A 19533-nucleotide genomic window follows, 5' to 3' on the forward strand; every position below is an offset into this window, starting at 1 on the left:
GGCCTCACCGTCACCGATGAAGCCCGTCTGGGGAATACGTGTATGAAAATGAAATGAAAGAACGAACCTGTGGCACCAATCGTCCAGTTCGCCCAGCCTCAGGTCTGCACCAGAAACCTCCGACTCCCAGGCTTGGGTACCGTGTAGGCCTTCACGATCTCCGGCTGCTCCTTGGCCAGCCGCGCGGTATCGAGCTGCGTCCCATCCCGGCTGCGTTTGAAACTGACCTCCCCGTTCTCAAACACCGCCCGGCTGGAATCCCCCATGCGCTGTTGAATCGTCTGCTTGAGCTGGGCTTCCAGCGCCGTGTTGGTAGCCAACACCTCCCGCACCACCAGCAGGTCAGAAAACACTGCCCCCATCACCAGGTCATGTTTGAGATTCAGGGTGAAGCCCGTGTCTCTTGGATACAGCGCCCGCAATGCCCGGTCTGCTGAATCCGACCCATCGGCCGGCGGCGCCTGGCCCCGCTCCACATAGCCCCAGAACTCCCGCTCCAGGGTGATGAGTTGGGCAATCAGCTCCTCATCCCGCTCGATCCGGAAAATCTGCAGTTCCTGACCCCCGAGCAGCACCGCCACATCCGCAGCCTGTTTGCCCGTCACGGCCAACTGGTGCTGCACCTGCAATTGCACGTACTCCGGCACCCCATCCCGCCAGAGCCAGGCGCCCTGAATGCCGGCTGTCTTGCACTCCAGCAATTGGACATCCGGCGCCCCCAGCACCTCCCGGTCGATGTTGGCCAGCATCCAGGAATGCTCGGGATGCTGCAGCACCGCGTTGATGCGCCGTACCCGGTTGCCCGTACGGCGGGTGTAGTGCGCAGCCACGATGGGCTCTAGAAGCGAACCCCAGTACATCGGACTGAGATCGTCCGCACCCCCATCACCCGGTGGAGCGACATGGGCACGGCCGGTCTTCTCCATCCAGAGCTCCAGCTGCGACTGGTAGGGATTGAGCCCCACAGCAGCCGCAGCATCCGAACTGCCAATGCCTCCTTGACGGACCTGCAGCCACTGATCGCGATCCAGGTCTTGGGTCTTGACCAGCCGAAGGGCAGGGCGGGGTTTGGTGAGGGATGTCCCCACCGGTGAAACAACAGGTTGAACCATGTTGACTCCTTGAATGTGAAAAAAACGAATACCAGCACCGCCCCCAGAAAAACAAAGACCCCGGTCCACTGAAGGAGCCGGGGTCTATGCCGTTAAGGGCGATGGAGGTGAATGGATAAGGCGCGAGACAAAAAACAGGATGTGCCGCCAGAACGGCAGGCACCATCACGACGCCAACTGCAAGGCCTGCTCCAGAGCCCGCTGCTTGAGCGTGGCCCCCTGACCAAACCAGGCACTGTCCAGTCGGTACTCCTGACTGCGCGCCCGGCGCTCGTGGTCCACAAACTCGGTGACGGCGCACAAGAGGCCCCAGGCCGTGCCCTTGGCGGCTGCCAACTCCGCGCCCCGGCCCTGGCCCTCGTACATGCCCTGCACCTTCTTGAGGGCACGTTCGTTGGTCAGACCTGCAGACGCATCCGCATGAGCATCCGTCTGGCACAGCACCTTGAGGAAGTAGTTCATGGACTCATGGCTCTTGACCCTGCGCTCGGACAAGGTCTTCATGCGGTACATGAAACCGTCCCACTGGGAGACGGCAATCCCCAACTGCTTCTTGACCGCCTGCGCATCAAAGCTGGTGCTGTGGGGCACCTTGATCGCGCTCGATGTTCCGGACAGCGCAATCGAGAGGGTGTTGTTGCAAACCACGCGCACCGTCGTCGGTGTGGCCGTGGTGGCCAAAGTCCCGTCGCAGGACGTGGCCAGCAGCAGATAGCCATTGACCAAATCGTTGCCCTTCAAAGCTGAGGACTTGCCAGTGCGAGCCAGAGCCCAGAACTTGCGCCCGGCCTTGAGAACCCCGGCCGTCTCCAGCTCATAACCAGAGACTTCCGTCAGATCCCGGTAGAACTCCAGTACCTGCTTGGGCTGCACCACCTGGTAGCGGGCGCTGACCACCGACAGAGGAGCTTTGGTATCGCTGCGGTACAGCACCTTCTGATCGGGGAACTCCATGGGTTCGCCATAGAGGTCCGAGACAGAAGAGGATGTACCGACTGCAGAAGCAGATTCCGTGGCCATGTAGCGCACGGGGGTCTCACGGATGGTCCAGTCCATGCCCGCTTCACGGGCCCAGACATCGATGGGTTGTTTGGCGGGCAGTTGCTGACCCAGGTTGTGCCAAGGGGTCTCACCGACATAGGCCATGGTTTGAACGAGATGTGCCATTGAAATACTCCTTGAAGAAATGGAAGAAAGAACAAGAAAACGAAAGACCGACAACACGAAAACCACCCACCCATAGCTGCGCCACTGCGTGTCTCCGAAGAGCACACGGCTGGAACAAGGAACCAGGGCAGGGGAGTGAGAGAGGAAGAGAGAAACGAAAAGCCAAAGAAGCGCGAGGCCGAGGAGTCAGCAGGACGAGGACCGCCGAAACACCTCACTCGCGTGGAGGGCCAAAGGTGTGGCCGCATTCCAGGCAGCGGTAGTTGGCGAGGCAGTTCTGATCGACGGCTTCACCGATCTTGCTGCCGACTTCGCAACCGATGGCGCCGCCCACCAGGCCACCGAGGGCGGCACCGGCGAGACCGCCAAGGACGGATCCTGCAGGACCGGCGAATGCGCCGAAAGTAGCGCCCAGTCGGGCACCGCGCAGTGCACTGGCGGCACCACTGGCAGCGCCTGCGATAGCGCCGACAGCGCCACCAGCAGTGCGACCGAGGTCGCGGGATTCCAATCGTGGGGATTGGCATTGGGGACAGGTGAGCATGGGAATCTCCTTGAAAGAACATGCGGGTGAAAGAACCAGAGAACCGAGACGGAAAGACCAACCGGCGGCACCAAAGCAAAAGCCCCGGGTGCGTGAACACACGGGGCTGAAGAGGCGGCAGATGGCCGAGCCGAGAACCCGGAAAGACAGAAAACTCTGACCAAGACGGCATAAAGCCCGGCAGCTCGAAATGAGCGTGCCGGGCTTTATGGTCGTTGAACCGCTGCCAAGGGGCAGACGTTGGTCAGGTCACAGGGGTGATATGTGACTGAAGAAATTTAGGATCGAAGGGAAAGCTTGGTACGACCGCCCACATTGCGGTCAGATGAGCCTGTTTTGGCGGCGTCCAATATTCCGCTGGCATGTCAATTCAGCACGATTTCCTGGGTTGGTGGAATGCGCGCCACATGCCTTGGGTCACATCAAACCGTAGCACAATGGACTCGCTACAACCTATGGGAGGCATTTGTGGGGATAAAACTCAGTGGATATGTGAACGTCACCTACATCAAAACTGAAGCTGTCGATGATGACGACGACCACGATGAATCCGGTCAGAGCAAAGTGGAGCGCAAAGAGTATTTGGAACAGCTAGATGCGACGGATTTTTTTGTTGAGAGTGGCGGCGAATCCGTGCGTGACAAAGAGGACGGAACTTGGTCATGCGAGGCTTTGTTCAAAGCCTTTGGCGATGGCTATGAGGTAACTTACATTCTTTCTTTTGTCGGCGACCAACCTCATGTGAAGAAGTTAGACGGTCGGCCGACGGAGGATGGTACTTCTGAGGTGAAGGTAAAGGGGTTCCTTACCGCCACACACGAAATTCCAGAAGAAGACGAAGAGTAGGTCTGACGAGCGCTGCACAAGAGATGCCACTTTCAGGTGCAGCCATGTTTGATCATGCCTTGCCGATCACTACTCAATTGCAAGCGGTTGTTCATTTGCGGTCACGACGCACTGTTTGACCGAGCGCATGATGGAAATGGCGTGGATGGACCTGTCCTGGTCCTGAATAGCAAAGCAGTGGCGCCCGTACTTTCCTTGGATCACGCGAATCTCAAAATCTGTTGTTTGAGGACTCAGAGTCGGCTGCGCGCTCGAAGCGTTCGCTGCGCAGCTGACGCTTTTGCGCGGCAGGGAGCTCCTGCATCACACCGATGCGCCGCATGGTCATGAAATCGCGCGACAGGCTCAGCCGCTCAGCCCCATTCACCGGGAGGTTGTCCACACCGAACTTGAGGACGGGGTCTGGCAACTGGCCCGCAGCGACGGCCATATTCCGCGATGCGGCCGTCGAGGCACGGTTGGCCGCGAGTTGTAGCGAGCGCGTGGCAGCCAGGGCCAACGCTTCGCGCAGGGTCAGGGGTTCATCGGGCGCACCGGCCCAGGCGGGCAGGCCCAATGCTGCCGCCATGGCAGCAGCGGCCCACCAGCGGGCCGAAATCAAACAAGACATGTCATCTCCAGACAACGAAGAACAAGCCGCCGGGGCACTCGAAGTGCCTCAGGCAACGCTCAGACGGTCTGGGATGTCAAATGCGAAAGCAGCAGTGCTGCACTGCCAAGGGCGGGGCCGTTGTGCGCTTCAAGAGCGGCGCCTGCGTGGGCGCCTCCTCTAAGATGGCAGGCGCAATGAAGGGTGTGTAGGCGATATCCGCCACGGCAGCGGATGCCAGCGCAGGCAGCTCGTACTTGTCTGCGGTTTGCTGGCTGGCTTGGCAGTGGGCCTGGCACAGATGGGGTTGCTCGTCGTCCATGCGCAGCGACATGGTCTCGGCGCAGGGCATTCCGGCTTCGGCCATGGCCGCCACCTCGGCAACCCGGGAAGACTGCGCACCCGGGCAGGCGTAGCTTGCCACCGCCAGCTGCATGAACAGCAGGCTGAACAGTGCAAGAAACACTGTGATCAGGCGAGTGCGGCGGTGGCGGACCATGGGATAAGTGTAATGGACGGCTTCGCGCTACAAAAGTTCTCTGCACGCCAGCGGCGCAAAATGCTGAGCAGGGCCGATCAAGCAAAGACTTGGATGCATTGCCGGCACACAAGAAGTGCGAGGCCGGCAAAAGAGCAAGTTCAGGGAGCCGGTACCGCAGCAACGGGCGCGCCGACACGGCGCAGGGACCAGCTCGGATGTTTTTGCGACCGCTCAAGGTCCGCCAGCACCTCGTCCCGTGTCGCAGCCTTGCCCTTCACTGGGACGGGAGCGCCAAACCGATGGTATTGCCACAGCCCGTCTTTCTTGGACTGTTCCATCTCTGCCAGGACCTGGTCGCGCGACTTGCCCGCCTGCGCGTGTTCGGGATGCGTCGTGTATCCCATCTCGGTGCTCGCGGGGTGGATCACGCTGCTGGCCAGGGCCGGGGCAGCGACCGCGGCCAGCGACAAGGCGGTCAGGAAAGTGCGGACTGTCATGTGTATCTCCTTGGGTTTGAATGAACGTGGCCCGTCATCTGCGCCGCTGTAGGGCCAGCAGACGGGCCACGTGTGACAGTTTGCTGAGCGCATGCCGACAGCTTGCGCACCGCAGGATTACAAGTTTGTTATGTTCATAGCGCCCACTCGGGCGTGCCGTGTGGCCCGCACGGCCGGCGCGCCTGCATGCTTGCGCGCGTGCCGACTGCGTTCGAGACGCCAGTACAATTTTCTGGATGCGCTCCCCACTGCTTGTTCTTTTGCTGGTGCTTTTGCCGCTGCAATTGGTCTGGGCTGCAGTGGGGCCGCACGACAGCGCGCCGGAGTACGGGGTTTCGCTCATGACAGCACGGCACTTGTGCGAACACCACCAAATGGGCCTGGCTGCGGCCGACGAGAAGCGGGCTCGGGAGTCAGCTCGAATGGGCACTGCCGCTATCGAAGTGGAGTGCGGCACATGCCACGCCCAGGGTCCAGAGGCGCTGCCCGCGCGGCGCGGCGTTTGCGCGGCCGTCGGGCAGGAGCACTTTGGCATTTCTATCAGAGCGCGCTGGTCCCCAGTGCCTGCCAGCCGTCCCGAACGTCCTCAGTGGCACGCCCTGGCCTGACCAGGGTATCGCCCAGCAATCCACTGCGATCCCTGCCAAGCGTGCCGCCCCCTGTGGGCCGGCCTTGACGCATGCCTTCGGGATCTCTTCATGTCCATAGCCATTGGGCCGCCTGGCCCGCAAACCACCGCAAGTAGTCCTGCGACACCCCCTTGCTGCACTCCCCTGAGGATGCAATGGAGGCACCGATGAAAAGGACCTCATTGCTGCTTCTAGCCGCCTGGTTGACCGCTGTTGTGGCAACTGGCTGCGCGCTGTTCATCGGCGAGGTGATGGGCATGGCCCCCTGCGTGCTGTGTTGGTATCAGCGCATTGCCATGTTCCCCTTGGCATTGGTGCTGGGCATGGCCTTTTACAGCGATGACCGCCGGGGAGCGGTCTATGCCTTGCCCCTGGCGATTGCAGGCGCGGCCGTAGCGGGGTACCACAGCCTTCTGGCTGCAGGCCTGGTTCCCAGGGCATGGGTTCCATGCGCTGTAGGAGTGTCCTGCGCCGATCAGAAGCTCGACTTTTTCTATGGCATTGAACTGCCCTGGCTTTCCTTGACGGCGTTCATTGTTATCGCCGTTTCACTCTGCCTTTATCTGCGCAAAACAGCAAAATGATCCACCGCAAATACATCATCGCCCTCGTGCTGGGCGTCGCACTTGCCGCCTTCGGGGTAGGTGCGAGTCTCTACCAGAGCCGTGTGCACAGCAAGCAAGAGCAGCAGGCCTCCGAGCAGTCTGAGCGGCTGGTGCGCATGCATTCGCCGGTCATCGGTCCCCGCGAGGCGCCCGTGACAATTGTCGAATTCTTCGATCCCGCGTGTGAAACCTGCCGCGCTTTCTATCCGGTCGTGAAAGATCTCATGAAGCAGTATCCTACCCGGGTACGGTTGGTCATTCGGTATGCGCCGTTTCACCAGGGCTCGGGAGAGGTGGTCAAGCTGCTGGAGTCCGCCCGGCGGCAGGACAAGTACCTCCTGGTCTTGGAGTCCCTGCTGGCGGCACAGCCACAGTGGGCAGACCATGGAAGTCCCAATCTGGCATTGGCCTACAGTGCGGCCGAGCAGGCAGGTCTGGACATGGCGAGAGCTCGGGCCGACATGGCATCGCCCACGCTGGAAGCGATGCTGCAGCAGGATGTGCAGGACCTGACTGCCCTCAAGGTCGACAAGACCCCGACCTTCTTTGTGAATGGGCGGCCATTGCCCAGCTTTGGCGCCAAGCAACTGGCTGAGCTGGTAGCCCAGGAGGTCTCCAAGGCGGGCAAATAGGCATCGTGCGTCCCGGGTAATCGCTAGTGGGAATGGGCATGCTCCTTGGGCTGCGCAGGCTGGGCCTTGGCGGCAGGCTCGACCCGCGTGCCGCGAAGCAGGCGCAGTCCATTGCCCACGACCAGCAAGCTGGCCCCCATGTCCGCAAAAACGGCCATCCACATGGTCGCAGTGCCCACCACCGCCATCACCAGAAAAACGCTCTTGATACCCAGCGCCAAGGTGATGTTCTGCCAGAGAACGGCATGGGTGCGCTTGGACAGGCGCACGGTCTCGGCGACGCGCTGCAGGTCATCGTTCATGATGACCACGTCGGCCGCTTCCATCGCTGTGTCGGTTCCCGCACCGCCCATGGCAAAGCCGATGTCGGCCTGCGCCAGCGCCGGCGCGTCATTGATGCCATCGCCGGTCATACCGGTGGCGCCATAGCGCTTTTGCATCTCCTTGATAGCATCAAGCTTGGCTTCGGGCAGCAGATCTCCGCGGGCATCATCAATGCCGGCCTGCGCTGCGATGGCCTTTGCAGTGGCCGTGTTATCGCCTGTCAGCATGACCGAAGTCACTCCCAGTGCCTTGAGATCGGCGATGGCCTGTTTTGAGGTCTCGCGAATGGTGTCCGCTACCGCGAAGAGCGCCAGGACGCGCGATTCGTCTGCAAGAAGGGTGACCGTGCGACCTTGCTTTTCGTGGATGGCCAGCTCCGCCTCCAGTTCCGGCCCGCACAATCCCTGCTCGTGAATCAGCCGGTGATTGCCCAGCACCAGGCGCGCACCATTGACCCAGCCCTCGACACCGCGCCCCGGCAAGGCCTTGAAGCTCTCAGCCTCTGGGCCTTGCGCCTCCAGGCCCTGAACAATCGCCTTCGAGACCGGGTGATCGGATCGGGCCGCCAGGCTGGCCGCCATCAGCTGGATTGCGGACTCATCGCCGGCACCCCACACCTGCCACTTCACCAACTTGGGTTTGCCCTCGGTGATGGTGCCCGTCTTGTCCAGCGCAACGGCCTTCAGGAGCCGGGCGTCTTCCAGGTAGGTTCCGCCCTTGATCAGGATCCCGCGGCGCGCTCCCGCGGCCAATCCGCTGACCACTGTGACGGGTGTGGAAATGACCAGAGCACATGGACAGGCGATCACCAGCAGCACCAAGGCCTTATAGAGCGCCTCCAGCCAGGTCAGGCCCATCAGGAAAGGGGTCAGCACCGCTACCGCCACGGCAATGGCGAAGACAGCCGGGGTGTAGATCGAGGCAAAGCGGTCGACGAAGCGCTGCGTCGGTGCACGCGTGCCCTGCGCCTGCTCCACGGCCTGGATGATCCTGGCCAGGGTGGTGTTGCTGGACAAGGCAGTAACCTCAAACTCCAGTTCACCAGTTTCGTTGATGGTCCCTGCGAACACCTGGTCGCCAGGCGCTTTGTCCACTGGAATGCTCTCTCCAGTCACCGGCGCCTGGTTGATGGCCCCGTTGCCCTTGGTCACCTTGCCGTCCAGGGGCACCCTCTCGCCTGGCTTGATGCGCACGGTTGCTCCAATGGCCACCGAAGCCACCGGTGTAGCAGACCACGACCCATTTGCTCCCAGAACCAGTGCCTCTTCCGGCGCCAGTTCCAGCAAGCCCTTGATGGCGTTGCGGGCCCGGTCCACTGCCTTGGCCTCGATGAGTTCGGCAATCGCATACAGGGCCATCACCATGGCGGCCTCGGGCCACTGACCGATCAGGAATGCCCCGGTGACTGCCACCGACATCAGCGCATTGATGTTGAGCTTGCCGCGCAAAAGTGCCGCAATGCCTTTTTTGTAGGTGTCGATCCCCGCCAGCCAGATCGCCACGGCGGCGATGGCCATGCCCGCCACCTTCCAGACCATTTGGTCCGGTGCAAAGAACGACAAGACCTCTGCCCCAGTCGCGAACACCAGCGCAGCCACCAACCGGGTAATGCCACCTGCAAAACCATGTCCATGGTCGTGGTCGTCGGCTGCTCCGCCCGCCTGTCCACCCTCGGAGCTGGCCACAGGCTGCGGATCGAAGCCCGCTTTCCGGATAGCGTCGAGTGCCAACGGGAAGGTGCTTTCCTCTGCGTCGATCTTCAGCGTCCGTGCGCCCAGCTGAAAACCCAGGGAGCGGATTCCACCCAGAGGTTCCAGCGCCCGGCGAATCTCCGCCTCCTCGGCACTGCAGTCCATGGTCGCTATGCGAAACACCCGGCCCTGGCCACCCTGAGTGTGTGCCGCAGTAGACACCGGCTGTGGATCGAAACCCGCCTTGCGGATGGCATCCAGCGCCAAGGGCAAGACACCATCCTCTGCATCGATCTTCAGCGTGCGCGCGCCCAGTTGGAAGCCCAATGACCGGACTCCCTCTAGAGGTTCCAGCGCCCGGCGGATCTCTGACTCCTCGGCGCTGCAGTCCATGGTGGCGATGCGCAACAGCGTGCCTTTGCCTGGGCTGCTTGCGGCGGCAGGAGGCGAGGCAACGGTACTGGAGCAGCCCGAGGAGCAGCAGGTGTCATTAACGCTAGAGGAAGTGCTGGTTTCTGATTTCATGGCCTAATTGGAAACCCTGTAGTGACCTTAAAGTCAAGCGACTCCCCAAATCTCGCCGCCTTGTCCTACGGAAACCAGATTTTGCAAAGGACGCTTTATGAAAATCGGCGAACTTGCCAAGGCCACCGGCACGCAGACTGAGACCATCCGCTACTACGAGCGCGAGAACCTGCTGCCGATCGCGATGCGCACAGAAAGCAACTACAGGGTCTACGACAGCAGTCATGTCGAGCGTCTGGCCTTCATCCGCCATTGCCGATGCCTGGATATGACCCTCGATGAGATCAGGGTGCTGTTGCATTTCAAGGACGCTCCGGATGAAAACTGCGGCGCGGTGGACGCACTTCTTCAGGAGCACATCGGGCACGTGGTGTCTCGCATCCGGGAACTCCAGGCACTGGAGTCGGAATTGCGCAGCTTGCAGCAGCAGTGCTCACCAGGCCACCTCGCCGGTGAGTGCGGCATCTTGGGCGGCTTGGCCACTGCGGCACTTCAACACAATCACATGCAGCCCAGCGAGGCCCACCCGCCAGGTGCTCATCATGATATTGGCGTGGCTCCGAGGCAGCGGGCCAACAAACGACGCTGATTTTCAGTGAGCGCGAATTTCTAACCCGACACTTGTCACCCCATTCTCTGACTTGGCCACCGGCTTGCCCTGGTGCATGCGGGCAATCGCGCCCACGATGGCCAGACCCAGGCCGTGGTTGCTCTGCCCATGGCTGCGAGCAGGATCTGCCCGGAAAAACCGGTCAAACAGCTGGGGAAGTATTTCGGGATCGATGGTGTTGCCGTAGTTGGTGACGCTGATCAACACGCGGTCCTCGTCACCAGTTCTCAAGTTGATCTGAACGATGGAGCCGGTGCTCGCGTAGCGGGTTGCGTTTCCCAGCAGGTTGGACAATGCCCGGCGCAACAACGGCACATCGAAGGTGCCATGCGCATCGCCGACCACTTTCGCGGTGAGACCCGCCTCGGCCAGCGCTGCCTCGTGGTAGTCCAGCACGTCGGCCGCCACCGATGCCAGGCTAGCCACGGGCGCGCGACGCGCTCCCACGCCCCGATCTGCCTGGGACAGGAACAACATGTCGTTGACGATACCGGTCAGGCGATGCAGCTCCTCCAGATTGGACGCCAGCACCTCGCGAATATCCGCTTGCTCGGGGCGCCGCAGCGCCAGTTCATTGTTGGCAATGAGCGTGGCCAAAGGCGTGCACAACTCGTGCGCCACGTCCGCATTGAAGCCCTCCATCTGGGAGTAGGCCTTTTCAATGCGAGCCAGGAGTGCATTGAACTGGTCGATCAGCGGCACGAGTTCAAGGGGCTGCTCCGCGCCATCGAGCCGCTGGTGGAGGTTGTCCGCCGAAACGGCGCGCGTCTGGCTGGCCAGTCTTCGAACGGGCGCCAGGCCCAGGTTGACCAGGGAGAAGCCGCCCAGCGAAACCACGACGGCCCCGCCAATGGCTGCCACCAGCAATGTGACTGCAAGACGGTGCAGCAACTGGTTGTCGGTCTGGATGTCCAGCGACAGCTGGACGCGCAAACTCTTTGAGGCCGTCTGGCCCGAAGCCAGTGCCACTTCGAACTGCCGCTGGCGCCAGACCGTCTTCGCATTCTGGTTGCGGGTATGGGCGTAGAGGATGGCCCCATCGGCCTGCGCGACTTCAAGCGAAAGATCTCCGTGCCCTACCAGGAAATCATCGAGCTTGTGAGCAAGGTCTTCCGAATCCCCGTGCTCCTTGCCGTCCACCAGCAAGTGCCGGATGACGTTTTCCTTTTGCGCCAGCGTTTCCTCCTGTCGATCTCGGAAGTTGAATTCGGTCACCAGGTAGACGGCCAGACAGACCAGCCCGAGCCCGGCAAAGCTCTGAAGTGCCAGCCACCACGACAACCGCTGGCGCAATGAGCGATGTTGGATCAGGGCCTTCATCCGTTGCGCTCTTCCATGACGTACCCCATACCGCGGATGGTGTGCAGAAGCGCGGTGTCAAAGGGCACATCGATCTTGGTACGCAGGCGCCGTATGGCGACCTCCACCACGTTGGTATCGCTGTCGAAGTTCATGTCCCAGACCTGCTCGGCGATCTCCGTGCGGGACAGCACTTCTCCCTTCCTTCTCAGAAAAAGGGTCAACAGCAGGAACTCCTTAGCAGTTAACTCCAAGCGCTGACCGCCTCGGGACGCCTTGCGCCGCACCAGGTCGACATCCAGGTCGGCCAAACGCAGTTGCGTGGGCTCTGCCGCGACCCGCGCACCTTGGGTGCGCCTGAGCAGAACCTGGATGCGGGCGCTCAACTCGGAAAACGCAAAGGGCTTGACCAGATAGTCATCCGCACCCGTCTGAAGTCCGAGCACCCGATCCTCGACACTGACCCTGGCTGTGAGCATCAAGACAGGGGTCTGCCTGGTCTTGCGAAAGGCCGTCAGCAGGCTGAAGCCGTCGATCCCTGGGAGCATCGCGTCCAGCACCAGCAGATCGTGGCCGCCTTCAAGGGCCATGTGTAGGCCGTCCACCCCGTTATGGGCGACGTCCACCACATAACCGACCTCTCCGAGGCCCTTGCGCAGGTACTCGGCCAGCTTGACCTCGTCTTCAATGAGCAGAATTTTCATGGTGCCATTCTCGAAGAATGCCGCCTGTTCGTAGATTACGAATTTGTCATCTGGCTGTTGGCGCCTTGTCGAGGTCCGATTTTTACAGTACCCCCTGTGTCGAAAGGCATAGCCGCGGTAGATCGCCGCTGGCTCATTCGAATCAAGGGACCACACCATGACCGTTCGCAAACCCCTCGCACTCTCCCTGATTGCCCTGGCCATTGCGGCCCCAGGCTTGGCATCTGCTTCGGCGCTCTACCATCCAGCCGGTGGCGAAGTGGGAATGACCACCCATCCCGACCACGTCCAAAGCAACGTGTCCCGTGGCGAAGTGCTTCAGTCTGTAGAAGCCGCGCGCAAGGACGGTACGCTGGCGATCTTGTCTCGCGGTGGTGCACTGCCTGTCAAAGCAACGGGTGGCTCCAAGACGCGTGAGCAGGTGCAGCAGGAGTACCTGAACATGTCAGCCGCTGAGAAGCAGCGCAACCAGGAACTGTACGGCGCGGGCGGCTGATCGGCACACGAAGTCTTCTTGACCGCGTGCTAGACTCAAAAAATGCGCCGCCTGATCGTCGTTTTTATGCTTGCATTGCTCCCGTTCCAGTTCAGCTGGTCCGCGGTGGCTGCTTATTGCATGCACGAGAACTCGACCGACCAGGCCCAGCACCTTGGGCATCACGAGCACAAGCACGAAGCCAAAAGCGGGGTCGGCCAAGCCGACAAGACCAGCCAAGGCACCGACATGTCCGATGTCGACTGCTCGGTTTGCCATGGTGCCGGCATCGGGGCCCTCAACTGGTCCTGCGCCAAACATCGCGTCTCCCATGACAGCCGCGTGGACTCACCGTCGGGCGAGCGCCTGGCGGCTGTAACGCCCACACCTCCCGACCGCCCACAGTGGCCCGTCCTCGCCTGATCGGCGGGGGCATCTCTCCTTCTTTCAGTCAGTCGTGACCGCCCCTTGGCGGCTGCAGTTGTGCGTGTCGCGGCTGCACTGACTGACGAGTTGCCAGGCAGCTGCACGGTTGCCACCCCGCCGATTCCCTCGTGTTTTGAAATCACTGGAGAATCGGATGTTCAAGGGTATTTACCTTCAAGGAAAGCCGCACGCATGGGGCGGCCGCACGAAATTCAGGCTCGCAGCAGGTGCCGCGGCCATATTGCTGACCTTCTCGGGCGGGGCCTCTTCTCAGGGCATGTCGCAAGGCACAGTCGGTGGAGTACAGGCGCCCCAGACTGCCGCGGTGTCTCCCGCTGAGCCTCTGTCGCTGGCCAAGGCCATCGAGTTGGCCTTGGACGGGAATCCAGAGGTGGCTGCCGCTACCCGCCAGTTGGAGGCAACAGAAGGGCAGATTCTTCAAGGGCACTCACGCCCCAATCCCGAGCTTGCCTATTCGCTGGAAGACGCACGCTCCAAAACACGTACGCAAAGCTGGCAACTCAACCTCCCCGTGGAATTGGGTGGAAAGCGCGCAGCGCGTACCAAGGCGGCCGAAAAATCACGCGAGCAGGCACAGGCCCAGCTCGCTGAGCTGAAGGCCACCGTGCGAGCCAATGTGGCCGCAGCCTACTTCGACGTCCTGACGGCGCAGGAGCGATTGGCGCTCGCCAAAGACAGCGTGGCATTGGCCAAGTCGTCAACGGATACCGTAGCCAAGCGCGTAGCCGCTGGCAAGGTATCACCTGTGGAAGAGTCCAAGGCCCGCGTTGCGGAAGCCGGCGTTCGCGTCGAGCTCGCACAGGCAGCCAGCGAACAACGCAATGCACTGTCTCGCCTGTTTGCGCTGTTGGGACAGATCAACGCGCCGTTCACCGTCCTCGAGGGCAAAGCCGACCACCTTCCCGCGGTACCGCCCCTCGCCGATCTTCAGCCCTTGATTTCTTCTTCGCCAGGCGTTGTCCTTGCGCGGATCGAGGTGGATCGGCGCCAGGCCCTGACTGCACTGGAGCAAAGCAAGCGCGTGCCCGATGTCACCGTCAGCGTCGGCATGCAGCGCAGCAACGAGACCCAACGCAACGTCCTGCTGTTTGGTGTCTCCGTGCCTCTGCCTGTGTTTGACCGCAACCAGGGCAACCTGCTGGAAGCTCTCAAGCTTGAGGACAAGGCCCGCGACGAGTTGCAAGCGGCCACGGTACGCCTGCACAGCGAAGTGGCGCAGGCGCGCGAACGCCTTTCGACCATCACTGCGGAGATCCAGTCGCTGCAACAGGACGTTCTGCCCGGCGCGAAGTCGGCCTACGACGCGGCCACCATTGGCTTCGAGAACGGAAAGTTCAACTTCCTGGAGGTGCTCGATGCCCAGCGCACCTACTTCACCGCCAAATCCCAGTACCTCAAAGCCCTGGGCGAGGCACACCGCGCGGCGGCGGATGTCGACCGCCTGCTTGGGGCCAGCACGGTTTCCGGATTGATCGCAACGCACAACTGAGCATGACAATGAACATCAGCACATCCTCCATCAGCAAAAAGCATCTCATCGCTATTGCCGTTGTCCTCGCGCTAGGGGTCGGGGCAGGAGCCTTCATCCTACAAGGCGGCGGCAAGCCCACTGCAGTCGCCGCCGAGGGCGATGGCCACGGCCACGGCAGCCATACCGAGGCCAAGGGGCACGGTGATGGAGAACACCACGGCAAAGGCGGTGAAAAAGGCCACGACGACGACAAAGGCCACGCCGATGGCGAGCACCATGAAAAGAGCCAGGCCAAGGGCCCCCACGGTGGCACAGTGTTCAAGGAAGGCGACTTCAGCCTGGAAGCATTGCTGTCCGAAGACGGTGGCGAGCCTCGGCTGCGGATCTGGCTGTCCGACAAGGACAAGCCGCTCCCCCTGAACACGGTAACGGTCACGGCAACAGTGACCCGCCCCACAGACGACAAGCAAAACCTGACGTTTGCCGCGGAAAAGGACAGCCTGGTCAGCCGCGAGATCGTCGCCGAACCCCACGCGTTCGACATCGAGATCATTGCGCAGACGGCCACCGAACCTTTCATGTTCGTGATGAGCAAGGAAGAGGGAAAGATCGAACTGACCGATGCCCAGATCAAGGCCGCCTCCATTACGGTGGACTCTGCGTCGGCAGCCAACATCAAGACGGCGCTGCTTTTGCCCGGCGAGATCCGGCTAAACGAGGACCGGACATCGCACGTGGTTCCCCGTCTGGCGGGTGTGGTGGAGAGTGTCAGCGCCAGCCTGGGCCAGGTCGTCAAAAAGGGGCAGGTTCTGGCCGCCATTGCGAGCCCGACCGCTTCGGAGCAGCGCAGCGAGCTGCAGACGGCGCAAAAGCGCCTGGCGCTGGCCAAGACCACCTACGAGCGGGAAAAGAAGCTGTGGGAGCAGAAGGTCTCCGCCGAACAGGACTACCTGCAGGCCAGGCAGGCGTTGAGCGAAGCGGAGGTCGCTGTTGCCAACGCCAATCAGAAGCTCAGTGCGCTGGGCCTGTCCACCTCGTCCGTGTCCGGACTGAACCGTATCGAACTGCGCGCGCCCTTTGACGGCATCGTCATCGAGAAGCACCTGAGTCTTGGCGAGGCCGTCAAGGAAGATGCGGCGGTGTTCACCATCTCGGACCTTGCCACGGTGTGGGCTGAGATCAATGTTCCTGCAAAGGATCTGCCGTCGGTGCGGGTGGGCGAGAAGGTCACCATCAAGGCCACCGCCTTCGATGCCTCCGCCACGGGTACTGTCGCTTTCGTGGGCGCGTTGATCGGTGAGCAGACCCGTACCGCCAAGGCCCGCGTCGTTCTTGATAACCCCAAGGGCGCCTGGCGCCCCGGCCTGTTCGTCAACGTCGAGGTGGTGTCCGAAGAAACGGCAGCGCCTGTGACCATCTCGGCCGACGCAGTCCAGAACGTCGGAGAAAAGCCCGTGGTCTTCCTCAAGGTCGACGGCGGCTTCATCGCCCAACCTGTGAAGCTGGGCCGAAGCGATGGCAAGCGCATCGAGGTCCTGTCGGGCCTCAAGCCCGGCATGCCCTACGCCTCGACAGGCAGCTTCGTCGTGAAGTCCGAACTCGGCAAGGGATCTGCCGAACACACGCACTGATCCCGGAGCCCATACATGTTTGAAAAACTTATCCGATTCTCGATCGAGCAGCGATGGCTGGTGCTGCTGGCGGCCCTGGGCATGGCGGCGCTGGGCGTCTTCAGCTACCAGAAGCTGCCCATCGACGCGGTCCCCGACATCACCAACGTCCAGGTTCAGATCAACACCCAGGCCGCCGGTTATTCGCCTCTGGAGACCGAGCAGCGGGTCACGTATCCCATCGAGACAGTCATGGCCGGCCTGCCGAACCTGGAGCAGACCAGGTCGCTGTCACGGTACGGACTGTCGCAAGTGACCGTCATCTTCAAAGACGGAACCGACATCTATTTCGCGCGCCAGTTGGTCAATGAGCGCATCCAGGAAGCCAGAGACCGGCTGCCCGCCGGCATCACGCCAGCCCTGGGGCCCATCTCAACCGGTTTGGGCGAGATCTATCTGTGGACCGTCGAAACCAAGGATGGGGCCAAGAAGCCCGATGGCAGTCCCTACACCCCGACCGACCTGCGCGAGATCCAGGACTGGATCATCAAGCCGCAGCTGCGAAACGTTCCTGGCGTGACCGAAATCAACTCCATTGGCGGCTTTGCCAAGGAGTACCAGATCGCCCCCATCCCGGAACGACTGGCCTCGCTGGGCGTGACGCTGCAAGACGTCGTCACGGCACTGGACCGCAACAACGGCAACGTGGGCGCTGGGTATATCGAAAAGCGCGGCGAGCAGTACCTGATTCGCGCCCCTGGACAGGTCAAGTCGCTGGAGGACATCGGCAACGTGATCCTCAGCAGTGCCAACGGTGTTCCTGTGCGCGTGCGCGACGTGGCCGACGTGGGCATTGGCCGGGAGCTGCGAACGGGTGCCGCAACCGACAACGGGCGCGAGGTGGTTCTCGGCACGGTGTTCATGCTGATCGGAGAAAACAGCCGGACCGTCTCGCAGGCAGTGGACAAGAAGATGCTGGAGGTCAACAAGAGCCTCCCAGAGGGCGTGCACGCGGTGACGGTCTATGACCGCACCGTGCTCGTCGACAAGGCCATCAATACCGTCAAGAAGAACTTGCTGGAAGGCGCGGTACTGGTGATCGTGATCCTGTTCCTCTTTCTGGGCAATATCCGGGCCGCAGTCATCACGGCAATGGTCATCCCCTTGTCGATGCTCTTCACGTTCACAGGGATGGTCCACTACAAGGTGAGTGCCAACCTGATGAGCCTGGGGGCCCTGGACTTCGGCATCATCATTGACGGAGCTGTGGTGATCGTGGAGAACTGCGTTCGGCGGCTCGCCCATGCGCAGGCGCACCACGGCCGGCCGTTGACGCGGGCCGAGCGCTTTCATGAAGTGTTCCTGGCATCCCAGGAGTCGCGCCGCCCATTGCTGTTCGGACAGCTCATCATCGTGGTGGTGTACCTGCCCATCTTCGCGCTGACGGGCGTGGAAGGGAAGATGTTCCACCCCATGGCCTTCACGGTGGTTGCCGCTTTGGTGGGCGCGATGATCCTTTCTGTGACCTTCATCCCGGCAGCTGTGGCCCTCTTCATCGGCAATCGGGTCAGCGAGAAGGAGAACTTTTTGCTGGGCCACGCCAAGCGCCTGTACGGCCCCATGCTTGATCGCGTGATGGGCGCCAAAACGCTGGTTCTCACCATTGCCGCGGTTGCCGTGGTCCTGTGCGGACTGATCGCGACCCGCATGGGCAGCGAGTTTGTACCCAACCTCAATGAAGGCGACTTCGCGATCCAGGCACTGCGCATTCCGGGCACCAGCCTTTCCCAGTCGGTGGCGATGCAGCAGCAGATCGAAAAGACGCTGAAAGCGAAGTTCCCCGAAATCGAGCGCATCTTCGCCAGAACCGGTACTGCGGAGATTGCTTCGGACCCCATGCCGCCGAACATTTCGGACGGGTACATCATGCTCAAGCCGATGGATGAATGGCCCGAGCCTCGAAAGACCCGTGATGAGCTGCTCGCGGCGATCCAGGAAGTCATTGGCAAGATCCCCGGCAACAACTACGAGTTCTCCCAGCCCATTCAGCTGCGATTCAACGAGCTGATCTCAGGGGTGCGCAGTGACGTGGCCGTGAAGATTTTCGGTGACGACATGGACGTGTTGAACAAGTCCGCTGAAGAAGTCTCCGCCATGCTGCAAAAGATCCAGGGCTCCTCCGAGGTCAAGGTCGAGCAGACGACGGGCCTTCCGATGCTCACGGTGAACATCGACCGCCAGAAGGCAGCGCGCTACGGGCTGAACGTTGCCGACATCCAGGACACCGTGGCCACGGCCATCGGTGGTCGTGAGGCCGGCACCATGTTCGAGGGGGACCGCCGGTTCGACATCCTGGTTCGCCTGCCTGAGGCGCTTCGCAATGACCTGGAAGGCATGAAGCGGCTACCCATACCGTTGCCGCGGTCTGCCGGTGGCACGGAAGCCAAGACGAATTTCATCCCATTGGGTGAGGTCGCATCGTTCGAGCTGGCACCCGGCCCCAACCAGGTCAGCCGAGAGAACGGCAAGCGCCGCATTGTCGTGAGCACCAACGTGCGCGGACGGGATGTGGGCTCGTTCGTTGCAGAGGCCGAGCAAGGCCTGGCGCAGATCAAGATCCCCACCGGCTACTGGACGAGCTGGGGTGGCACCTTTGAGAACCTGCAGTCAGCCACCAAGCGCCTGCAGATCGTTGTACCGGTCTCCCTGCTGCTGGTCTTCGTGCTGCTGTTCGCGATGTTCGGCAATGCCAAGGACGGTTTGCTGGTCTTCACCGGCATCCCATTCGCATTGACAGGGGGCATCCTGGCGCTGTGGCTTCGGGACATTCCGATGTCCATCTCCGCGGCCGTTGGCTTCATCGCGCTCTCTGGGGTGGCAGTGCTCAACGGCCTGGTGATGATTTCCTACATCCGCAGCCTGAGGGAAGGCGGTGTCGGCCTGGACGAAGCGATCAGGGATGGCGCCCTGACCCGCTTGCGCCCGGTGCTGATGACCGCCCTGGTGGCCTCGCTGGGATTCATTCCCATGGCCATCGCCACAGGCACCGGCGCGGAAGTCCAGCGTCCTCTGGCCACCGTGGTGATCGGTGGAATTCTTTCATCCACGCTGCTCACGCTGCTCGTGCTGCCGATTCTTTACCGGCTGGCCCACAGGCCCGATGAAGAAGCCGAGGACGTGTCTGCCGAGCCCTCCCACCCGGACGCACCGAAGCCTGTGTAGTCAAAGGCGGTCCCGCTGATCGCGGGACCTTCCCATTTCTCCAACCCCAAAGG

At 61.8% G+C, this 19533-nt stretch carries 18 protein-coding genes; 9 read left to right on the plus strand and 9 right to left on the minus strand.

The features are described from left to right. Positions 1-98: 98 nt before the first annotated feature. The 3 genes from ACSQ3O_RS11610 to ACSQ3O_RS11620 all read right to left on the minus strand — a co-directional run bounded on the left by ACSQ3O_RS11610 (position 99) and on the right by ACSQ3O_RS11620 (position 2790). On the minus strand, positions 99-1112 hold the full coding sequence (locus ACSQ3O_RS11610) for a YqaJ viral recombinase family protein (protein WP_436138971.1): 1014 nt from the start codon (positions 1110-1112) through the stop codon (positions 99-101). Between the two features lie 165 nt (positions 1113-1277). Beyond that, the gene (locus tag ACSQ3O_RS11615; RefSeq protein WP_436138972.1) at positions 1278-2279 is read right to left on the minus strand and encodes a DUF932 domain-containing protein; all 1002 of its coding nucleotides are present in this window, start codon (positions 2277-2279) and stop codon (positions 1278-1280) included. A 214-nt stretch (positions 2280-2493) separates the two neighbouring features. Then, the gene (locus ACSQ3O_RS11620) at positions 2494-2790 is read right to left on the minus strand and encodes a hypothetical protein (protein ID WP_436138973.1); all 297 of its coding nucleotides are present in this window, start codon (positions 2788-2790) and stop codon (positions 2494-2496) included. Between the two features lie 525 nt (positions 2791-3315). Here ACSQ3O_RS11620 and ACSQ3O_RS11625 point away from each other — a divergent pair. Continuing rightward, positions 3316-3669 (plus strand): hypothetical protein, encoded by a 354-nt coding sequence (locus tag ACSQ3O_RS11625; protein ID WP_436138974.1) that lies wholly within the window; start codon positions 3316-3318, stop codon positions 3667-3669. A gap of 211 nt (positions 3670-3880) precedes the next feature. Here the strand turns inward: ACSQ3O_RS11625 and ACSQ3O_RS11630 are convergent, their stop codons facing one another. The 3 genes from ACSQ3O_RS11630 to ACSQ3O_RS11640 form a co-directional block, all read right to left on the minus strand. Then, positions 3881-4279 carry a hypothetical protein gene (locus ACSQ3O_RS11630; RefSeq protein ID WP_436138975.1) on the minus strand — a complete coding sequence of 133 codons (399 nt, stop codon included), beginning with the start codon at positions 4277-4279 and terminating at the stop codon, positions 3881-3883. 76 nt (positions 4280-4355) lie between these two features. Beyond that, positions 4356-4757: a hypothetical protein gene (locus tag ACSQ3O_RS11635; protein WP_436138976.1), complete on the minus strand. Its 402-nt coding sequence runs from the start codon at positions 4755-4757 to the stop codon at positions 4356-4358. 140 nt (positions 4758-4897) lie between these two features. Next, complete coding sequence (locus tag ACSQ3O_RS11640; protein WP_436138977.1) at positions 4898-5236, minus strand: DUF4148 domain-containing protein; 339 nt, start codon at positions 5234-5236, stop codon at positions 4898-4900. A gap of 796 nt (positions 5237-6032) precedes the next feature. Between ACSQ3O_RS11640 and ACSQ3O_RS11645 the strand changes: the two genes are divergently transcribed. Beyond that, a complete protein-coding gene (locus tag ACSQ3O_RS11645; protein WP_056419932.1) occupies positions 6033-6449 on the plus strand; it encodes a disulfide bond formation protein B in 417 nt (138 codons plus the stop codon). Then, positions 6446-7102, plus strand: coding sequence for a DsbA family protein (locus ACSQ3O_RS11650; protein ID WP_116750446.1), 657 nt, complete (start codon positions 6446-6448; stop codon positions 7100-7102). The genes ACSQ3O_RS11645 and ACSQ3O_RS11650 overlap by 4 nt, the downstream gene beginning before the upstream one ends. A gap of 23 nt (positions 7103-7125) precedes the next feature. Here ACSQ3O_RS11650 and ACSQ3O_RS11655 read toward each other — a convergent pair whose 3' ends face one another. Then, positions 7126-9510 (minus strand): heavy metal translocating P-type ATPase, encoded by a 2385-nt coding sequence (locus ACSQ3O_RS11655; RefSeq protein WP_056419714.1) that lies wholly within the window; start codon positions 9508-9510, stop codon positions 7126-7128. Positions 9511-9739: 229 nt separating this feature from the next. Here ACSQ3O_RS11655 and cadR point away from each other — a divergent pair, with 229 nt between their 5' ends. After that, positions 9740-10231, plus strand: a complete 492-nt coding sequence (gene cadR, locus ACSQ3O_RS11660) for a Cd(II)/Pb(II)-responsive transcriptional regulator (protein WP_056419711.1) — start codon at positions 9740-9742, stop codon at positions 10229-10231. A gap of 3 nt (positions 10232-10234) precedes the next feature. Here cadR and ACSQ3O_RS11665 read toward each other — a convergent pair whose 3' ends face one another. Together ACSQ3O_RS11665 and ACSQ3O_RS11670 are read right to left on the minus strand one after the other, a co-directional pair. Next, a complete protein-coding gene (locus ACSQ3O_RS11665) occupies positions 10235-11572 on the minus strand; it encodes a heavy metal sensor histidine kinase (RefSeq protein WP_082493263.1) in 1338 nt (445 codons plus the stop codon). Further along, the gene (locus tag ACSQ3O_RS11670) at positions 11569-12255 is read right to left on the minus strand and encodes a heavy metal response regulator transcription factor (protein WP_056419925.1); all 687 of its coding nucleotides are present in this window, start codon (positions 12253-12255) and stop codon (positions 11569-11571) included. Before ACSQ3O_RS11670 ends, ACSQ3O_RS11665 begins: the two co-directional genes overlap by 4 nt. A gap of 157 nt (positions 12256-12412) precedes the next feature. Here ACSQ3O_RS11670 and ACSQ3O_RS11675 point away from each other — a divergent pair, with 157 nt between their 5' ends. The 5 genes from ACSQ3O_RS11675 to ACSQ3O_RS11695 all read left to right on the plus strand — a co-directional run bounded on the left by ACSQ3O_RS11675 (position 12413) and on the right by ACSQ3O_RS11695 (position 19480). Next, positions 12413-12751 carry a DUF4148 domain-containing protein gene (locus ACSQ3O_RS11675; protein WP_056419708.1) on the plus strand — a complete coding sequence of 113 codons (339 nt, stop codon included), beginning with the start codon at positions 12413-12415 and terminating at the stop codon, positions 12749-12751. 42 nt (positions 12752-12793) lie between these two features. Continuing rightward, positions 12794-13153, plus strand: a complete 360-nt coding sequence (gene czcI, locus ACSQ3O_RS11680; protein WP_056419705.1) for a cation efflux protein, CzcI family — start codon at positions 12794-12796, stop codon at positions 13151-13153. 157 nt (positions 13154-13310) lie between these two features. Next, positions 13311-14666: a TolC family protein gene (locus ACSQ3O_RS11685; RefSeq protein WP_056419702.1), complete on the plus strand. Its 1356-nt coding sequence runs from the start codon at positions 13311-13313 to the stop codon at positions 14664-14666. 2 nt (positions 14667-14668) lie between these two features. Next, complete coding sequence (locus ACSQ3O_RS11690) at positions 14669-16279, plus strand: efflux RND transporter periplasmic adaptor subunit (RefSeq protein ID WP_312844638.1); 1611 nt, start codon at positions 14669-14671, stop codon at positions 16277-16279. A 15-nt stretch (positions 16280-16294) separates the two neighbouring features. Beyond that, positions 16295-19480, plus strand: a complete 3186-nt coding sequence (locus ACSQ3O_RS11695) for a CusA/CzcA family heavy metal efflux RND transporter (RefSeq protein ID WP_436138978.1) — start codon at positions 16295-16297, stop codon at positions 19478-19480. Positions 19481-19533 lie beyond the last annotated feature (53 nt).

The organism is Acidovorax sp. LjRoot74, assembly GCF_964254355.1.
In the GTDB taxonomy this organism is placed as follows: Bacteria; Pseudomonadota; Gammaproteobacteria; order Burkholderiales; family Burkholderiaceae_C; genus Acidovorax.